The following is an 18,142-nucleotide window of genomic DNA, read 5'->3' as shown; positions in this document are numbered from 1 at the left end:
TCCTTTATATTCTCATTCATTCATTTGTAGTTATACGGAGCCAGCACCTAAAATGGCAAAAGTAGTTGGAATTGACTTAGGAACAACGAACTCCTGCGTGGCAGTGATGGAAGGTGGTAAACCCACAGTAATTGCTAATGCTGAAGGTTTTCGGACAACGCCATCAGTAGTCGCATTTGCGAAAAATGGCGACAACTTGGTTGGTCAAATCGCCAAGCGCCAAGCGGTGATGAACCCCGAAAATACGTTTTACTCAGTCAAACGCTTTATCGGACGCCGCTACGACGAAGTGAGTAACGAAGCTACGGAAGTTTCTTACAAAGTCATCAGCAGCAACGGCAATGTCAAACTAGATTGTCCAATCGTTGGCAAACCATTTGCTCCTGAAGAAATTTCTGCAAAAGTTCTTCGCAAGCTAGTTGAAGACGCCAGCAAATATTTGGGCGAAACTGTAACCCAAGCTGTAATCACTGTTCCGGCATACTTCAACGACTCTCAACGGCAAGCGACAAAAGACGCTGGTAAAATTGCAGGTATTGAAGTTCTGCGGATTATCAACGAGCCTACTGCTGCTTCTCTGGCATACGGATTTGACAAGAAGAGTAACGAAACCATTCTCGTGTTTGACCTTGGTGGTGGTACTTTCGACGTTTCCGTGCTGGAAGTTGGAGATGGAGTTTTTGAAGTACTAGCCACATCTGGTGATACGCACCTCGGCGGTGACGATTTCGATAAAAAAATAGTTGACTTCTTAGCTGAGAAATTCAAGAAAGCCGAAGGTATTGACCTGCGGAAAGACAAGCAAGCTTTACAACGTCTGACGGAAGCCGCCGAAAAAGCCAAAATTGAGCTTTCTAGCGTTAGCCAAGCAGAAATCAACCTACCATTTATCACTGCTACCCAGGATGGCCCCAAGCACCTAGATACAACCCTAACTCGCGCTCAATTTGAAGAACTTTGCTCTGACTTAATCGACCGTTGCCGTATTCCTGTGGAAAACGCCCTTCGGGATGCCAAGTTAAACAAAGGCGATATTGATGAAGTGGTGTTAGTTGGTGGTTCTACCCGCATTCCCGCAGTCCAACAGATTGTGAAGCAGGTATTGGGTAAAGACCCCAACCAAACCGTCAACCCTGATGAAGTTGTAGCAGTTGGTGCAGCGATTCAAGCTGGGGTACTGGCTGGTGATGTAACTGGCATCTTGCTGTTAGACGTGACACCGCTATCTTTGGGTGTTGAAACATTGGGCGGCGTGATGACCAAAATTATCCCCCGCAACACGACAATTCCCACCAAGAAATCCGAAGTTTTCTCCACAGCTGTGGATGGTCAAACCAACGTAGAAATTCACGTCCTCCAAGGTGAACGCGAATTCTCTAACGATAACAAGAGCTTGGGAACCTTCCGCCTCGATGGTATTCCTCCTGCACCACGCGGCGTCCCTCAAATTGAAGTGGTGTTCGACATTGATGCCAACGGTATCCTTAACGTCACCGCTAAGGACAAAGGCACTGGTAAAGAACAGTCCATCAGTATAACTGGGGCTTCCACCCTGGATAAATCTGACGTTGACCGGATGGTGAGAGAAGCTGAACAAAACGCTTCATCTGACAAAGAGCGGCGTGAGAAGATTGAACGCAAGAACCAAGCTGATTCTTTGGCATATCAAGCTGAGAAGCAGCTACAAGAATTGGGCGATAAAGTTCCCGATGCTGACAAGACCAAAGTTGAAGGTTTGGTGAAAGAACTGCGGGAAGCAGTTGCTAAAGAAGACGATGAGCAAATCAAGAAGCTCACCCCAGAATTGCAACAAGCGCTATTTGCTGTTGGTAGCAACATCTATCAACAAGCTGGTGGCGGTGCTACACCCGGTGCTGAACCTCAAGATGGTGGTTCCACATCTAGTGGTAGTGGCGACGATGTAATTGACGCTGATTTTACAGAGAGCAAATAATTCCCCTACTTCTTTTGGGAAGATTATTTAGTCCCACCTCATATTACCCACTCAGGCAAATGCTTGGGTGGGGATTTTTTTAGGAATAGAGACGCGATTAATCGCGTCTGTACAGGAGTTAGGAGTTAGCTTAAACGAAAAGAAGCCCCACACTCACTTTTAGGAGTATGGGATGAATTCTTTTGGGTGATGAAGAATTGACCCCTAACTAATTCAATCCGTAGGATTGACACGGCGTTCGCGCAGCGTGTCGTAGACAGGGGTCGATGATGAATCACCATTTTTAAGTTTCAAAGAGTCGATAAAATCTTCAATGATTCTTGTCATTGTCATGTCTTTTTGAACTGAGTATAAGCGTAGTTTATTTAATCTCCTTTCAGAGATTCTTAAATTTAATGACTTGTTTTTCATAATTGTCTTTACATTGCCTGTACATTTATGTTATAATTTTATAGGTCGAAAACAAAGGGTAAAGAATGAAAATCTCATACCAATACAAAATTAAACCAAATAAACAGCAAGCTGAAATTATTGATAACACCCTTGAAATGTTGAGATATCAATACAATTATCAGTTGGCTCAAAGGTTTGATTGGTATGAACATAACAAATGTTCTATTGATAGATGTTCTCTAGTTGTCTGTCATCTACCAGAATTAAAAGAGCAACCAAACTATTACAGTCAGAAAGCCTCTCTAGTTCAACTCAAAAAGGATAGACCCTGATATAAAATTATTCACTCTCAAGTTCTACAAGAAATACCTAAAAAAGTAGAGATAGCTTTTGACCGTTGGTTGAAAGGTGATGTTAACGGAAAGAAATCAGGTAGACCTAGATTTAAAGGGAAAAATCAATACAAAACCTTCACCTACACCCAATTTAAAAAATATCATTTTGCTAACAACAAAATCACATTGTCAAAAATTGGTGATGTCAAAGTAATTCTTCATCGTCAAATACCTGATAGCGCAAGCGGTAGCGACGTAGGAGCGTCTGGTTTTGATATAAAAACCGTGTCTGTTACTAAAAAAGCCGATGGTTATTATGTTAGTTTGAGCTTAGATGATAAAACAGTTCCAACAATCAAGCCTGATTTTGATGCTAACAATATTGTTGGAATTGATGTTGGTTTAATTGATTTTTATGTTGCTTCTGACGGAGTTAGAGTCAAAGCACCTAAGTTTTTACGAAAAGCTGAACGCAGATTAAAGTCAGCACAGCGTAAAGTATCAAGACGCAAAAAAGGTTCTAATAGAAGAAAAAAAGCTATTATTAAATTAGCTAAACAGCATAAAAAAGTAGCAGATACGAGAAAAGATTTTCATTTCAAAACGGCTAAATCACTTTTAAATAAATACGAGGTTGTAGCTGTTGAAAAATTGAATATTAAAGGATTAGCTAAGTCTAAACTAGCTAAAAGTGTTAATGACGCTGGTTGGGGTCAATTTATTTCGATACTTTCAAACAAAGCTGAAAATGCTGGTTTAAAAGTAGTTGCTGTAAACCCCAATGGCACTAGTCAAGAATGTTCTAGTTGTGGTACTAAGGTAATAAAGCTTTTATCTCAAAGAATACATAATTGTCCTAACTGTAAAGTCAGTTTGTGTAGAGATTTAAATGCAAGTTTAAATATAAAGAATCGTGGGACGCACGATCTTAAAGCTCAATTAATGTCTTCTTAGAAGAGTCGTTGAGAAGCCCACACTCAATAAAGAAAGGGGAGTGTGTGGAGTATGTCACAGTAGAACTAATATTGGTAACTCTTGATCTTAATTCTTAACTTTATTCCTAACTCCTCACTCTCAACTCCTAACTCCCTTATGTCATATCCACAACCACCTTGGACACTTCAGGGCTATGCTATCCAAACTCTGCATTTGGTAAATGTTGACCAAGTGCGCCCTTTGATTCCCTTAGAGTTAGAAATTATTTCTGTATGGCCTGGTAAAACTCTCGCTAGTGTGTATTTATCTCATTATGGGTCAGGCTCGGTACTGGAGTACAGCGAGTTAATTGTTGCCCCAGCTGTGGTTAATTACCAAAGAAAAATCGGTGGCTGGGTTTCCCACATTTATGTAGATAATGCTGATTCGGTGGCTGGTGGTCGAGAAATTTGGGGACTACCAAAGGAATTAGCGGAGTTTACCTGGGAAAAAGGAGAGCATGTTACTGTGCATCAAGAAAACCGGAAGCTGTGTAGTCTTAACTATAATCAACAAAGCTTGGCATGGAGACAGTGGTTAAGTGTCTCTGCTTTTGGCGTCAAGGGTACTGATTTGCTCATATTCCCTGCTGAATTTGAGTCTGTGTTGGGTTTGATTGGTTCTAAGTTAGAAATCCCCGGCGAAAGTCCTTTTTCTGGAATAGGTTTAGGTCAGCCTTGGTTAACTGTGCGTTGTGAGCAGATGAGTTTGCGGATTGATGCGCCAAAAGTTGTAGGCCAATCAATTTTGGATTTTGGATTTTAGATTAACAAGTGGTGGGGGTAAAAGGTTGCCTAGCTTCTATCAAGCAGAGCGTGAAAGTGTCGGGGTCTAAATCCCCGTCACTTTCACGGAAAAAGCGAATTGCTCTCTTCTCTACGAGACGCTTTGCGAACGTAGCGGGGCGTTCGCTTTTAGCGTCTCCAAGAGTTGCCCATTGCGAATTGTTTTAAGCTGTTCCACATTTAACTTGCTCCCATTAGGGCGGGCTTTCCGGCCCACCCCACAAGAGTTAGGTTTTATTAGGTTATGCAATTTAGATGTTTTTCAGCTTAACCCCATACCTAAAGGCAGTTGCTTTCAAACCAGGTTTAAATATTGAATGATTGAATTTTATTATCCAAATAGCTAGTCTTTTAAAGGTGTTTTATTTTTTACTCTAAATAAGACACCTTGATTTTTCTACTTGTTGGTGTGGATACCGTCACAGTGATAGCGATCGCTGTTTCCTCCCTGAAGATTATTCTGAAAATATCCTAAGTTTCCAACATCTGCAAGTTATGTAAAGTAGCATAAAGCCCTCCCTGTTGCAGTAGTTGCTCATGACTTCCCTGTTCGATTAATTCGCCACGCTTCAAAACAAAAATCCGGTCTACATTGCGAATTGTAGACAGGCGGTGAGCGATAATAATCGCGGTACGTCTGAGCAAAAGCTGGTTTAATGCCTCTTGAACTAAAGCTTCTGTCCCCACATCTAAACTAGCGGTAGCTTCATCTAGTACCAAAATTTGGGGATTGCGAATCGCAGCCCGCGCAAAGGCTAAAAGTTGCTTTTGACCACTAGAAATATTTGTACCCCGTTCTCGAAGTTGAGTATCATAACCTTGTGGTAGTTCTTCTATAAACTGGGCAATGTTGGTTTGCTCTGCTGCTTGTTGAATCTGTTCAACGGTATAGCCATCTCCTAAAGAAATATTACTTTTAACATCGCCAGCAAACAAAAAGCCTTCTTGGAAAATTACTGCCATGTAGCGCCGCAGTTCTGCCTGTGGTACTTCCCGAATATCGACGCCATCGATCAGAATGCGTCCTTGGGTGGGTTCGTAGAGGCGGCACAAAAGACGGATAATCGAGGTTTTACCCGCACCTGTGGGGCCGACTAATGCCACTTTTTCACCAGGATGAATGGTGAAATCTAAGTCTTTAATTACGTAATCATCATTTTTGTAGGCAAACCAGACGTGATCAAACCGAATTTCTCCCAGTTCTGGCGGCGAAGTCACGTCTGGGGATTCTAAATTTGCAACTATCTCATCTATGTAGCCGAATTTAGCATCAAATATTGAGAAGCGCACATTGGCGCGATCGCGGATTTCTATCGGTTCATCTAATATATCGCCTACGCGTTCAATAGCAGTGAAACCAGCTTGAATTACCGTAAATTTTTCCGCAAAAGCCCTTAAAGGATCAAATAATCGCTGGGCATACAATACAAATGTAGATAAAGTCCCAAAAGTCAAGTTTTTTCCCAACAATAACCAACCACCCACCAACAAAACACCTGCGATCGCAATCAGTCCAATCCATTCCAAGGTTGCTGAAACAGATGAATCGTAAAAGATGGTTTTATCCATTTGCTGAGTGTAGTGCTTGTTCGTGGCACGAAACAATTCGGCATTAAATTTTTCTCTGCCGAACAACTGCACTATGTTAATACCAACCACATTTTCTTGTAGCTGTGAGTTCAGGATAGAAAGTTCTTCCCGCCCTTTATAATTGGCTTTGCGGTACTGTTGTTGAATGTAAACAATCACCCAGCTAACTGGTATCAGCATCAATAGCAGCAAGCAAGCGAGTTCCCATTGAATGGAAAACATTATACCCAAAGTCACCAGCATCAAAAACAAATCGGATATAATCCCAATTGCCCCAGTGGAAAAGACATCGCCTAACACTTCCACATCGCTGGTGATTCTGGTAATTAATTTACCTATGGGCGTGCGGTCAAAAAAGCGTACTGCTAGAGATGTCACATGATGGAATAAGTCTTGGCGAATTGCTGCGGTGATTTGTTGCCCTAGCTTTTGGACTATATAACCTTGGAAACCTGTCAACATCAATTGGATTGCGATCGCAATTACCAATAATCCCTCTAGGATATTTAGCCCTTCCAACAAGGGGCGATTCCGGAAAAATTCGTAAGCGCTTGGTTCTTTGCGAATTAAGGAGATGGCTTGGCCAATCAACAATGGTTGTACGGCATTAGCTAGCGCGATCGGGACGAGTAGGCATAACGAGAGCGTTAACAGTCGTCCGCTACGACGGGCATAAGGCAGTAAACGCAAAAATAACCGCCAGTCATTTTCACGGCGATGGTTTTGCGTATAAGATTTTTTGAGAAATTGGTAGATGCTCATAGTAAGAGCATTATATTAATATTTATAAAAAAGTACGCTTGTTTAAAGTAGCGTTTGTCCTGCTACTCTGATACCATGCCTGAGATAGAAACTGCGCGATTGCGACTAAGACACTTCAATCTAAATGACTTTGATTACCTATTTCGCCTCTACAGCAATGCAGAAGTCATGAGGTATCTGTCGCCAAGAACAAGGGAACAAACCCAGGCAAGTTTAAGCAAACATATCCAACAGTGGCAACAATACAACTTTGGGATGTGGGCAGTAATTTACAAAGAGACTGCTACAATGATTGGCCGTTGTGGGCTTGGGTTTCTGGAAAATACGCCGGAAGTTGAGCTTGGCTATGTGTTTGACAAGTCCTATTGGAACATGGGACTGGCAACTGAAGCATCTCTTGCAACTTTAAAGTTTGGATTTTGGGAAGTGAAGCTAGATCGGATAGTAGCGATTGCTCATCCAGAAAACATCGCTTCAGTACGTGTGATTCAAAAGATCGGGATGAAGTACGAAAAGAATGCTAGCTATTACGGTCATGATGTAGTATACTATGCTGTCTCCGACACAGAATGGCAAGGGGATGATTCCCTTTACATTTCGCAATCTTAAAAGTATCAGATCCGGCAGCCCACAGAATCATGGGCGAACCAACTCCCAAACATCAAAACCACTGCTGCAAACTCAATGGAGCTGTAGAGAATACATGGTTTAGGTCTTAGGTAGGGGCGCACTGCTATCCGCTCCTACTAGAAAATTTGTATTAATTGCTTCATAAATATCCCTGTAAGTATGAAACAATACCATATATCTCTCTTTACGTCTTATATCTAAAGGTAGAAGATAAAAGTTAGCTCAATTTTCAGAAACCTAACCTAAGAAGGGTTCATTCCCAAAAAATATCCTGCCTATTTATCGCAGAATGCAACTGAGGTCAGATGACGCAACCTTTAAATCAAGTCAAAGAGTGGGAACAACGTCGTGATCAAGCAAGCCGCTACTACCAGCGAGGGAAATTTCAAGAATCTCTCGACCTAGCAACCAAGAATTTACACTTGGCTAGAGCAATTCCAGACCGAGCCAGAGAAGGTTATACATTAAACGACCTCGGTTTGGCTCACCTCAGTTGCTGGCAAACTCAAAGAGCGTTAGAGCGGTTTCATCAGGCGCTGTCGGTTGCTGTTGAAATTGGCAACGCGCCTGCACAGGCAACTGCACTGAGCAATCTGGGTTCTACCTACAGCCGTTTTGGGCGCTTTTGGCTAGCGTTGGAATATTTTGACAAAGCGCTGCCAATTTTTAGGCGATCGCAAGATACTAAAAGTGAAATTTCTACTCTTAATGATGTAGCGCTAATTTATACCCGCTTAGGAGAACCGAAACGCGCACTGTTGCTACAACACCAAATTTTGAGGATGCGGCGATTGCTAGGTGACTTTTCTGGTGAGGCAACAACCCTAAATGGGATTGGGTTTGCTTACAATGCCTTAGGCAAGTTTGAGGAAGCTCTAGAATTTTTTCAAGCAGCACTTCCAATTCAACGGGCTGTGAAGAATTTGGTTGGTGAAGCAACCACTTTGAATAATATTGCCTCAATCTATAGTGATTTAGGAAAACCGAAACAAGCGCTATTGCTCTACTATCAAGTTCTTTTGACACGTCGAGCAATCAGCGATCGCTTTGGCGAGGCAACAACTCTTCACAACATTGGTTTTACTTACAATACCCTGGCACAGAATCGGCAGGCAATGAAGTTCTATAAGCAAGCCATTGTGATTCATCGACAACTGGGCGATGGCCTCGGAGAAATTTCAACTTTGCTGAATATGGGAAATATTTACGCCACAACAAAACGCAAAAAATTGGCGCGATCGTGCTACCAAAACGCCCAAGAGTTAGCAGAGCAAATCGAACATCAACCACTCCTGGAAAAAGTATACCAGTTTATAGATTCTCTGTAGTTAGATGCAGCAGGCTCAGATTCCCGACTTCTTTAAGAAGTCGGGAATTTTGTTGTTCGAGTTGAAGCTCAAAAAGTTTGCAACTTGGCATAATTCTAAGTAAGCTGTTTCCCAAAGAAGCCGCGCCGAATTTTATTTGGTACTTGATTGAGCAATCGCAGCTACACGAAAAACTCTTTGCCGCTAAGGAAGAATTGCAGCGATTAACTACGTTAGTTACTATCGATTTCTTAACTCAAGTAGCTAACCGCCGACGGTTTGAAGAGTATATACACCAAGAGTGGCGGCGCATGGCACGCTTGCAACAGCCTCTGTCTCTCGTCCTCCTTGATGTAGATTTTTTCAAATTTTACAACGATACCTATGGTCATCAGGCAGGCGATCGCGCTCTTATAGAAATTTCTAAAGCCATTAAAAATATTGTTCAACGCCCTGCTGATTTAGTCGCCCGTTATGGTGGGGAAAAATTTGTTGTGATTTTGCCTGACACAGACGAACTTGGTGCTACGAAAATTGCCGAGAGAATTTGCTTTGCGGTGCGGAGTAAAATATTAATCGGTTAAGGAAGAGGAAAGGGGGCAGAGGGGAGAACAGTTCATCGCAGGCAAAATTTGTATATTTCGTTACCGTAAACCATATATTGCTCAACAGGTTACGATCAATTAAGAAGTAATAATTTTCTATGGCAGTGCCAGGAGTCTCTAAATGTTCATTAGTGAATTGTCACCTATATTCAAAGAATTTATCCAGCATCCAGTCTCATTTGTCGGTGGGTTATTCTCTGGTGTGCTTCGGCTCAATCTTGCAGACGATCCAGTTAAAAGCTGGCTGGATCAACAGATCCGCTCAAATAGTTACAGCAGCATCACAAAAGACGCACATAATGGCAAAGCAAGTGGGCCTCAACAGATTTCCATTGACTAAACCAAACCATCTCACCGCATTTGTAACTCTCCCTTTGCTTCTTTGCTAAGAGGGGAATGAACAAAAAGACACAAACAGAAGTCTGATTGGCGGCTACCTACGGGTTCTGCGTTCGCGGAGCTTCCCGTACCGAAGGAGTAACGCCCATTGGTGTCTACCAAAAAAATATCCCATCGTCGGGAGGTAGGGGCGTATTGCAATACGCCCTTACAAATATACAAATAATTTGGGATAAGTAGTTGTGCAAAATTAAATATATATTTGTCATTGCGAGTGGAGCGAAGCGGAATGAAGCAATCGCAAGGGTTTGGGATTGCTTCTCTACATTTCATTTCGCTCGCAATGACATAAATAATTTTGCGTAACCACTTAATTTATTTTTTGGAAGTCTCTAAGAGATACAAAGCCAGGTACATAGGCAAGGAAATATGGAATCCTTAAGCTCTCGGATGCAGGGGGTACAGTCGCCAATTATTCCTGTGGTTGGGGAACTGATTAAAAACTCTCCTGGAACAATCTCTCTAGGACAGGGTGTTGTTTATTACAACCCACCACCGGAAGCTCTAGAATTTTTACCCAAATTCTTCGCCGAACCCGCTAATAATTTATATAAATCAGTTGAAGGAATTCCCCCGTTGCTGTCAGCACTTGCAGGAAAATTGCAAGCCTTCAACGGCATTGAAATCAATCAGGAAAACTGCATCGTCGTGACAGCCGGGAGCAATATGGGATTTATGAATGCCATTCTTGCTATCACTAACCCAGGCGATGAAATTATACTGAATACGCCCTACTATTTCAACCACGAAATGGCGATCGCAATGGCTGGTTGTCGTCCGGTGTTAGTGGCGACAGATGAAAATTACCAATTGCGAAAAGATGCGATCGCTCAAGCAATTACTCCGAAAACACGGGCTGTGGTCACAATTTCACCAAATAACCCAACTGGAGTTGTCTATTCAGAAGCATCATTGCACCAAATAAATCAAATTTGTGGTACTCGTGGCATTTACCACATCAGCGATGAAGCCTATGAATACTTTACGTATAATGGGGTAAAACACATTTCCCCTGGTGCATTTGGTAATAGTAGCGAGTACACTATTTCTCTCTTTAGCCTTTCCAAAGCCTACGGTTTTGCAAGTTGGCGTATTGGCTACATGGTGATTCCCAAACACTTATTTGTCGCTGTCAAAAAAGTCCAGGATACGATTTTGATTTGTCCGCCAGTAATTTCTCAATATGCAGCGTTAGGGGCATTGCAGGCAAAAGAGGAGTATTTGAAGAGTAATATAGGTGCAATCGCTCAAGTGCGGCAAGTAGTACTCGACTCCCTTAATCGCCTACAAGGTTTATGTAGCATTACACCCGCCAATGGCGCTTTCTATTTTTTCCTCAAAGTTAATACCCAGATGGATGCTTTTGAGTTAGTTAAAAGACTAATCCAGGAACATAAAGTAGCAGTCATTCCAGGTACAACCTTTGGCATGGATGACGGATGCTACCTACGCCTTGCCTATGGTGCGCTGCAAAAAGAAACGGCAAAAGAAGGTATAGAAAGATTAGTACAAGGTTTGGAAACTATAGTTAGAAATTAGAAGTCATTCAATTTTAGATTTTAGATTTTAGATTTTTCCTTTAATCCAAAATCAAAGGTGCGACCCAAAATCTAAAATATATGAAAGCGTTAGACTGTGTTGGCGTACCTCGTCGGTAATCCCAAATATAAAATTGAACAGATGCCAATTATTAATAAGTTAATTGAAATTGAAACTGAACCAAAAATTAATATTCATAATATAACAGCACAAATCCAAGATTTTCTTACTTCAACATCAATTAAAAATGGACAGGTTTTAGTATTTTCCCAACACACAACAACAGCTTTAGCTATCAATGAAGATGAAGTTAGATTATTAGAAGATATAAAAGTGTTCTTGCAAAAATTAGCACCGGAATCAGGCAGCTATTTGCATAATGACTTGCATTTAAGAGATGTCCCGGAAGATGAACCGATTAATGCTCACTCTCATTTAATGGCAATGATGCTGACCACTAGTGAGATAATTCCGATTGTGGATGGTAAATTAGCATTGGGAACCTGGCAATCTGTGTTGTTTTTTGAGTTGGATGGGCCGCGCAAAAGAACAGTATTCGTGCAAATTTCTGGCGAATAATCTAACTTCACACCTGCAATTCCCCCAGAACAACCGAAATCTGAGAGAATTACGAACACGACCAAAAAGTGTATCAGTTGAATTTAGTTACAGCAATTAAAAACCTGAAAGAATGTTTTCAAGCATAACCTTCCTTTCCACAAAGCAGAACTTTCGTTGTGTCAAAGGCAGACGCAATTAGTGATGAAAAATAACGATAACTTTGTATTACGTAATACTTGGTACTATGCTCTGCCTAGTAATCAGATCAAGCCAGGTATGATGATCAGCCGCATTTTTTTGGGAGAACCAGTGCTGCTAGTCCGCAGCCAGGATGGTAAAGTCTCTGCTATGCGTGACATTTGTCCCCATCGTGCTGTGCCTTTGAGTTGTGGTAGATTCAATGGGCATGAGGTGGAATGCTGCTACCACGGTTGGCGTTTTGATCCGGCTGGACGCTGCACTGCGATTCCATCTCTTGTAGAGGAGCAGCAAATGGATTTGAGGCGCTTTGACGTACATTCCTATGAAATCCGGGAAGCGCAAGGGAATATCTGGATATATATGGCTGATCCCGATAACCCTCAACCGGCTTCTGAGATGGAAATTGCGGTAATTCCAGGGTTTGATGAGCGATCGCTACGGGGGGCTGCGCCAATGCCCCAGTTTGTAGAGGTGATGAGATTCCCCTGTTTTATAGATCATGCAGTGGTAGGGCTGATGGACCCTGCTCATTCACCCTATGTTCATCGCGCTTGGTGGTGGCGAAATGAGCAACTGCATGAGGAAGTGAAGCAATTCGATGCTTCGCCCTACGGCTTCACGATGCGACGACACCGATTGCCACCGAATGGGGGTCGATTATACTGGTTGATTGGCGGTGGTGTGCCGGAAACGGAGATTTCTTTTCGTTTACCTGGAGTGAGAATAGAAGAAACCACAATTGGCAACCATCGAGTCGTTAATTTAACGGCGGTTACACCGATTTCAGACACAGAAACAGAGGTAACTTTTGCTCTTTACTGGACACTCCCTTGGGTGGGATTTTTCAAGCCACTGATGCATGTTTTAGCGCGGACTTTCCTTGGCCAAGACCGGACGGTTGTGGAAAAGCAACAGATTGGTCTGAAATATGATCCTGTGCTGCGACTGATTAAAGATTCAGATATGCAGGCGCAGTGGTATTACCAGTTAAAGCGGGAGTATGCTCGGTCTGTCGCTGAAGGAAGAGAATTTGTGAATCCTGTCAAGGGTCAGATACTCCGGTGGCGTGCTTAAAATTGAGATTTACGGCGTTGCATATTTGCCGGATGTAGCAGCAACTAAGGCTGATATCTCCTGCTTGCCCAAATTCATCCCACTGTTCTGCAACGCCAGATTTACTTCTGTTGCCACGTCAAGAATACTGATGAATGACCCTCCACTACTGGGTACTGCGTATTGGGAATATATTTTCCTAATACGCAGTCCAGCAGAATTGATTGACACAAAAAACAAAGGTATTGTTTTAATCAAGCTTTTAGACTGAAGTTCTAATGCGATCTGTCTAAAAACCAAAACTGAGAATTTAGCCTCAAACAGCAATATCATGCTAAATCCACGGCTGAGAAGATGATCCGGCTATTTGGGGAAGCGTACTGTGTCTGATTTTTTCCTTATTTCCCCAAACTATTACCTGCACTTTACTTTAATTATGTACACAATACTAAATAGCTATGCATATCCCTAAGTTCTCAGAATTACTGGATTATTCAATCTAGAAGGACGAATTATGGAACAGGAAAAAAGGATGGAAAAAACATCCCAACCCGGTTTTTTGGGACAGGTAGAGACTGCTGCCGGAACGGGTATAGCCGCTCCCTCATTACTGAATCAGGCAACTATAGCAAAGGACGCTAGCCAAAGTAACCCAGGTGAGATAAACGTGAAACTTACTGTTAACGGTGAGCAGCAAACCCTTGAGCTTGAGCCGCGTGTCACACTCTTAGATGCCCTGCGCGATCGCTTGGGGCTAGTGGGCAGTAAAAAGGGGTGTGATCATGGGCAGTGTGGGGCCTGTACTGTTCTGATCGATGGTGAGCGAGTTTATTCCTGCCTGACTCTGGCAGTGATGCAGGAAGACAAGGCGATCGTCACCATTGAAGGGCTGGCGAAGGGCGATACTCTCCATCCAGTGCAGGCAGCATTCATTGATAACGATGGCTTCCAGTGCGGTTATTGTACCCCAGGACAGATTTGTGCTTCTGTTGCCTTACTTGATGAAGTCAAACGCGGCTGTGCCAGCGTTGTCACGCCAGATTTGACTCGTCCCCCACAGTTGGCTGAACTCTCTGAAGCTGAAATTCAGGAGCGACTGAGTGGTAATCTCTGTCGATGTAGCGCTTACAACGGCATTGTGGCAGCAGTCCAGCAGGTAATAGGACAAAAACCGCCCTCTCCTGCCGCAGCTGTGATGGTCAATGAACCCCAGGAGATGCTCAGATGAACAACTTCACTTACACCCGTGCTACCTCTGTGAAAGATGCGGTTGAACGCGCAACAAATGACCAAAATGCGATATTGATTGCGGGCGGTACGAATTTGGTTGACCGTCTCAAGGTTTTCTTAGATGAGCCATCGCAACTTATCGACATCTCTCGATTAGAGATGAAGCGCATTGAACGCACAAATGAAGGTGGTCTGAGCATTGGAGCGCTGGTAACTAACACAGCAGTGGCAGACCATCCTGATGTTCGCCGCGATTATCCAATACTGTCCCGGGCGATTCTTTCTGGTGCGTCTCAGCAAATCCGCAATATGGCAACCGTAGGGGGCAACCTACTGCAACGCACTCGCTGTCCCTACTACTACGATACCGCCTTCCCTTGCAACAAACGGCAACCGGGAAGCGGCTGTCCGGCAGCAACGGGCATCAACCGGATGCACGCCATCCTTGGGGCCAGTGACCAATGCGTGGCAGTTCAACCCTCGGATATGTGTGTCCCTCTTGCGGCTCTGGATGCTGTTGTTGTTGTGGAAGGCCCCAAGGGTAAGCGGCAGATACCATTGATAGACTTTCACCGACTACCAGGGAACACACCCCAGCGAGATACAAACTTAGAGCCAGGTGAGTTGATTACCTCTGTGATTCTGCCCCCAGTGCCGTTTGCCAAATCAGGGGTTTACTTAAAGTTACGCGATCGCACTTCCTATGCCTTTGCGTTAGTCTCTGTGGCAGCTGCGGTTGACTTAGCGGGTGAGCAGATTCAGAATGTGCGCTTGGCAATGGGTGGCGTAGCCCATAAACCTTGGCGCTCAAAGGAAGCAGAAAAGTTTTTGATCGGCAAGAGTGCCAATACTGCAACGTTTCAACAGGCGGCAGAAATTGCACTTCAAGAAGCTAAACCATTAACTCATAACAGTTTCAAAGTTGACTTGGCAAAGCGGGCAATTCGTCGCGCACTCACGGTGTCAGCCAAAGGAGGAGGTGTAGTATGAACAAAGTAATTGGGACTGCCATCAACCGCAAGGATGGACGGGCAAAGGTTACGGGCACGGCAACCTACGCCGCAGAACATCAAATTCCAGGTCTGGTTCACGGTTATCTTGTCACCGCCAGCACTGCCAATGGGCAAATTAAAAACATCGACACTACTGTGGCAGAAAAGGCAGTAGGTGTGATAGATGTTTTCACGCATAAAAACTCGCCTAAAGTGTTTACGCCAGCCAACGACTTTATGACCTCGAAAATCTACGAGGCTCGTCTGCCGTTGTCGGATGACAAAATTCACTATGCAGGGCAAATTATCGGTTTGGTAGTAGCAGACACCTTCGAGCGGGCGCGTGATGCGGCGCATTTGGTCAAGGTGGAATACACAAGTCAAAAGCCAGTCGTGGAAGCTACGAAAGCCACCTTCAATCAGGCACCACCGCAGTTTGGTCAAGACCTAAAGTTTGAAAAAGGGAATTTTGCGGCAGGGATGGCGAGTGCAACAGCAAAAATTGACGCTACCTACAAGACAGCCATCGAACTGCACGCGGCGATGGAACCCCATGCCATCATTGCCCACTGGCAAGATGCAAATTCACTGACTGTTTACGAACCGTCCCAGTGGGTGTCGGCAAGCCAGCGCACCTATGCGGAACTCTTTGGACTGCCAACTGAACGGGTTCGCGTCGTCACACCTTTTTTGGGTGGAGCTTTCGGCTCTAAAGCCTTTCCCTGGCCCCACGGTATTCTCTGTGCTGCGGCTGCCCGTGAACTTCAGCGTCCTCTCAGAGTCGTCCTCAGCCGACGGCAAATGACAGCGAACGCCGGACACCGCTCCCAAACCGAGCAAACTATGCGTTTGGGAGCAACTGCTGATGGTAGTTTAACTGCGATCGCCCATGAGGTTAAATCCTATACCTCACCAGTGGATGTCTTTACAGAAAGCTGTACTGCGGTCACGCCAGTTATGTACACAGCGCCGAACTTGCAACTGAAGCAGGAACTAGGAGTGCTGAACATCGGTACACCAACATTCATGCGCGCCCCAGGAGAGAATCCTGGGATGTGGGCGTTAGAGTCAGCGATGGACGAACTGGCCTGGATGCTAAAGATTGACCCGGTAGAACTGCGCCTGAAAAATGAAACTAAAGAACACCAACGCGAAGGTCAGCCATTCTCAGCCAAACATTTTGCTGACTGTTTGCTCTTGGGTGCGGAGCAATTTGGCTGGAAAGACAGACCAAAACAGCCGCGTTCTTTGACACGCGATGGTAAACTCGTTGGTTGGGGGATGGCGGCAGCAACCTACCCTGGCAGGCGGGGTAAAGCATCAGTCAAGGTACGGCTGCTACCAGATGGTACTGCCCATCTTCTCACTGCCGGGAATGACATGGGCACTGGCGCATATACCGTTGTTGCAGCCACAGCAGCAGACGCATTGGGGCTACCCGTCGAACAGATACATGTAGAGTTGGGTGACTCCTTGCTACCAGATGGAGGCATGGCGGGTGGTTCCATGATGACAGCATCTCTCCTCCCGGCGGTCATGTCAGCTTGTGAGCAAGTTCTCAAAACTGCTAATGCTAAGACTGCACAGGAGGCGTTTGCAACTCTGAGTCAGTCCGGCCAACCAGCAATTGAAGCCACAGCATCCTCCGCTCCTGGCGATGAAACCAAGAAATGGGCGTTCCAATCTTGGGGCGCACATTTTTGCGAAGTCAGCGTGGATGAAGAAATCGGACGTTTGCGGGTGACGCGCTGGGTGTCTGTAATGGATATCGGGCGAGTTATCAACTCTAAGACAGCAGCCAGTCAAGTCCGTGGTGGTGTGATCATGGGTATTGGTCAAGCCTTAATGGAGGAGTGCCAAGTTGATCCAAACATTGGCTATCCCGTGGTTTATGACCTTGCTACCTATCACTTCCCAGCCCATGCAGATATTCCTCGCATTCAGGTGGCCTTCGTCGGCGAACCTGACCTCAACTTCAACCCAGCAGGTGTAAGAGGTGTAGGCGAAATTGGGATCACAGGTGTTTCAGCTGCGATCGCCAATGCAGTTTACCATGCCACAGGTAAGCGCATCCGTGATTTACCTATTACACCTGACAAGTTGATCTAAAAGGCATGGGACGTTGAAAAGAAGCTCCAGGGGCACTAACCCAAACTAAATTCTGCAAATTCAATGCGTCCAAACAGCATGTTTCGGTCTACTGCTGACAAAATTTTATTATTGGCGCGTTCGCTATTTAAACAGCGACCAACTAACTGCGCCACATCTGCACGATTGATACTACCAATAATGTGTGGATCTTCAGTCAAAACGCCATTACCCGTTGCTGGTTCTGACTTTAGTCCACCAGGACGGATGATTGTATAGGTAAGTCCACTGGCAATTAAGTGTTGTTCAGCTTTGTCTTTCTCAGCTAAAACTTTTCCCAGTACCGCTAAAACTTGGGGTGACGCAGCAACAACACTATTGCCAGCACCAATGGAAGATACAAGAATAAACTTTTGTACCCCAGCTTTAACTGCTGCATCAATCAGATTTTTATTACCAGGGTAATCGGGCCTTTCTACATCTGATGGTAAACCGCCAATTGTACTGATAACCGTGTGAATAGGTTCATCTGTCAGCATTGCGCGTTCTACATCGCCAATATTCAAGGCATCTCCCAGAACTACCTCAATACCGATTCTTTCTAGTTCAGTAGCAACTGCTGTTGTTCTCAGGAGTGCTTTGACCTTTAGCTGTTGCGCTGTGAGATATTGAGCAATTTCTCGACCAACACCGCGACTTGCTCCAGCCAGAAAAATATAAGATGCACTTGTCATAATAAATTT

General features: G+C 44.3%; 17 protein-coding genes. 14 read left to right on the top strand and 3 right to left on the bottom strand.

Annotation, left to right across the window (positions count from 1 at the left end):
* Positions 1-52: 52 nt before the first annotated feature.
* From dnaK to HWQ23_RS21760, 4 genes are all read left to right on the top strand, one after another.
* Positions 53-1,954, top strand: a complete 1,902-nt coding sequence (dnaK, locus tag HWQ23_RS21780) for a molecular chaperone DnaK (RefSeq protein ID WP_292832645.1) — start codon at positions 53-55, stop codon at positions 1,952-1,954.
* A 476-nt stretch (positions 1,955-2,430) separates the two neighbouring features.
* Positions 2,431-2,679 carry a helix-turn-helix domain-containing protein gene (locus HWQ23_RS21770; protein WP_292832639.1) on the top strand — a complete coding sequence of 83 codons (249 nt, stop codon included), beginning with the start codon at positions 2,431-2,433 and terminating at the stop codon, positions 2,677-2,679.
* Positions 2,680-2,685: 6 nt separating this feature from the next.
* Complete coding sequence (locus HWQ23_RS21765) at positions 2,686-3,636, top strand: RNA-guided endonuclease InsQ/TnpB family protein (RefSeq protein WP_365742271.1); 951 nt, start codon at positions 2,686-2,688, stop codon at positions 3,634-3,636.
* Positions 3,637-3,774: 138 nt separating this feature from the next.
* Complete coding sequence (locus HWQ23_RS21760) at positions 3,775-4,422, top strand: acetoacetate decarboxylase family protein (RefSeq protein ID WP_292832636.1); 648 nt, start codon at positions 3,775-3,777, stop codon at positions 4,420-4,422.
* Positions 4,423-4,913: 491 nt separating this feature from the next.
* Here the strand turns inward: HWQ23_RS21760 and HWQ23_RS21755 are convergent, their stop codons facing one another.
* Positions 4,914-6,794, bottom strand: coding sequence for an ABC transporter ATP-binding protein (locus tag HWQ23_RS21755; RefSeq protein ID WP_292832633.1), 1,881 nt, complete (start codon positions 6,792-6,794; stop codon positions 4,914-4,916).
* A gap of 75 nt (positions 6,795-6,869) precedes the next feature.
* On the opposite strand from HWQ23_RS21755, the gene HWQ23_RS21750 reads away from it, so the two are divergent.
* The 7 genes from HWQ23_RS21750 to HWQ23_RS21720 all read left to right on the top strand — a co-directional run bounded on the left by HWQ23_RS21750 (position 6,870) and on the right by HWQ23_RS21720 (position 13,110).
* Positions 6,870-7,403, top strand: coding sequence for a GNAT family N-acetyltransferase (locus HWQ23_RS21750; RefSeq protein WP_292832630.1), 534 nt, complete (start codon positions 6,870-6,872; stop codon positions 7,401-7,403).
* Between the two features lie 326 nt (positions 7,404-7,729).
* Positions 7,730-8,752, top strand: a complete 1,023-nt coding sequence (locus tag HWQ23_RS21745) for a tetratricopeptide repeat protein (protein WP_292832627.1) — start codon at positions 7,730-7,732, stop codon at positions 8,750-8,752.
* Positions 8,753-8,829: 77 nt separating this feature from the next.
* Entirely contained in the window at positions 8,830-9,315 is a 486-nt protein-coding gene (locus tag HWQ23_RS21740; RefSeq protein ID WP_292832624.1) for a GGDEF domain-containing protein, read from the top strand.
* A gap of 142 nt (positions 9,316-9,457) precedes the next feature.
* On the top strand, positions 9,458-9,676 hold the full coding sequence (locus HWQ23_RS21735; RefSeq protein WP_292832621.1) for a ssl0294 family protein: 219 nt from the start codon (positions 9,458-9,460) through the stop codon (positions 9,674-9,676).
* A 428-nt stretch (positions 9,677-10,104) separates the two neighbouring features.
* On the top strand, positions 10,105-11,274 hold the full coding sequence (locus HWQ23_RS21730) for a pyridoxal phosphate-dependent aminotransferase (RefSeq protein ID WP_292832618.1): 1,170 nt from the start codon (positions 10,105-10,107) through the stop codon (positions 11,272-11,274).
* A 141-nt stretch (positions 11,275-11,415) separates the two neighbouring features.
* Entirely contained in the window at positions 11,416-11,853 is a 438-nt protein-coding gene (locus HWQ23_RS21725) for a secondary thiamine-phosphate synthase enzyme YjbQ (protein WP_292832737.1), read from the top strand.
* 183 nt (positions 11,854-12,036) lie between these two features.
* Positions 12,037-13,110 (top strand): aromatic ring-hydroxylating oxygenase subunit alpha, encoded by a 1,074-nt coding sequence (locus HWQ23_RS21720; RefSeq protein WP_292832615.1) that lies wholly within the window; start codon positions 12,037-12,039, stop codon positions 13,108-13,110.
* Positions 13,111-13,119: 9 nt separating this feature from the next.
* On the opposite strand, the gene HWQ23_RS21715 is transcribed toward HWQ23_RS21720, so the two are convergent.
* Positions 13,120-13,320, bottom strand: a complete 201-nt coding sequence (locus HWQ23_RS21715) for a hypothetical protein (protein WP_292832612.1) — start codon at positions 13,318-13,320, stop codon at positions 13,120-13,122.
* A 301-nt stretch (positions 13,321-13,621) separates the two neighbouring features.
* Between HWQ23_RS21715 and HWQ23_RS21710 the strand changes: the two genes are divergently transcribed.
* Genes HWQ23_RS21710 through HWQ23_RS21700 form a run of 3 tightly spaced genes read left to right on the top strand, consistent with a single transcriptional unit; the run spans position 13,622 to position 17,420 of the window.
* The gene (locus tag HWQ23_RS21710; RefSeq protein WP_292832609.1) at positions 13,622-14,317 is read left to right on the top strand and encodes a 2Fe-2S iron-sulfur cluster-binding protein; all 696 of its coding nucleotides are present in this window, start codon (positions 13,622-13,624) and stop codon (positions 14,315-14,317) included.
* A complete protein-coding gene (locus HWQ23_RS21705) occupies positions 14,314-15,309 on the top strand; it encodes an FAD binding domain-containing protein (RefSeq protein ID WP_292832606.1) in 996 nt (331 codons plus the stop codon). The genes HWQ23_RS21710 and HWQ23_RS21705 overlap by 4 nt, the downstream gene beginning before the upstream one ends.
* Complete coding sequence (locus HWQ23_RS21700; RefSeq protein ID WP_292832603.1) at positions 15,306-17,420, top strand: xanthine dehydrogenase family protein molybdopterin-binding subunit; 2,115 nt, start codon at positions 15,306-15,308, stop codon at positions 17,418-17,420. The genes HWQ23_RS21705 and HWQ23_RS21700 overlap by 4 nt, the downstream gene beginning before the upstream one ends.
* A gap of 35 nt (positions 17,421-17,455) precedes the next feature.
* On the opposite strand, the gene HWQ23_RS21695 is transcribed toward HWQ23_RS21700, so the two are convergent.
* Positions 17,456-18,133: an SDR family oxidoreductase gene (locus HWQ23_RS21695; protein ID WP_292832600.1), complete on the bottom strand. Its 678-nt coding sequence runs from the start codon at positions 18,131-18,133 to the stop codon at positions 17,456-17,458.
* Positions 18,134-18,142: the final 9 nt, after the last annotated feature.

It is taken from the genome of Nostoc sp. JL33 (genome assembly GCF_017114985.1).
In the GTDB taxonomy this organism is placed as follows: Bacteria; Cyanobacteriota; Cyanobacteriia; order Cyanobacteriales; family Nostocaceae; genus Nostoc.
Note: the sequence above shows the minus strand (reverse complement) of the source record. Positions and strands in the feature narration are given on the sequence as shown.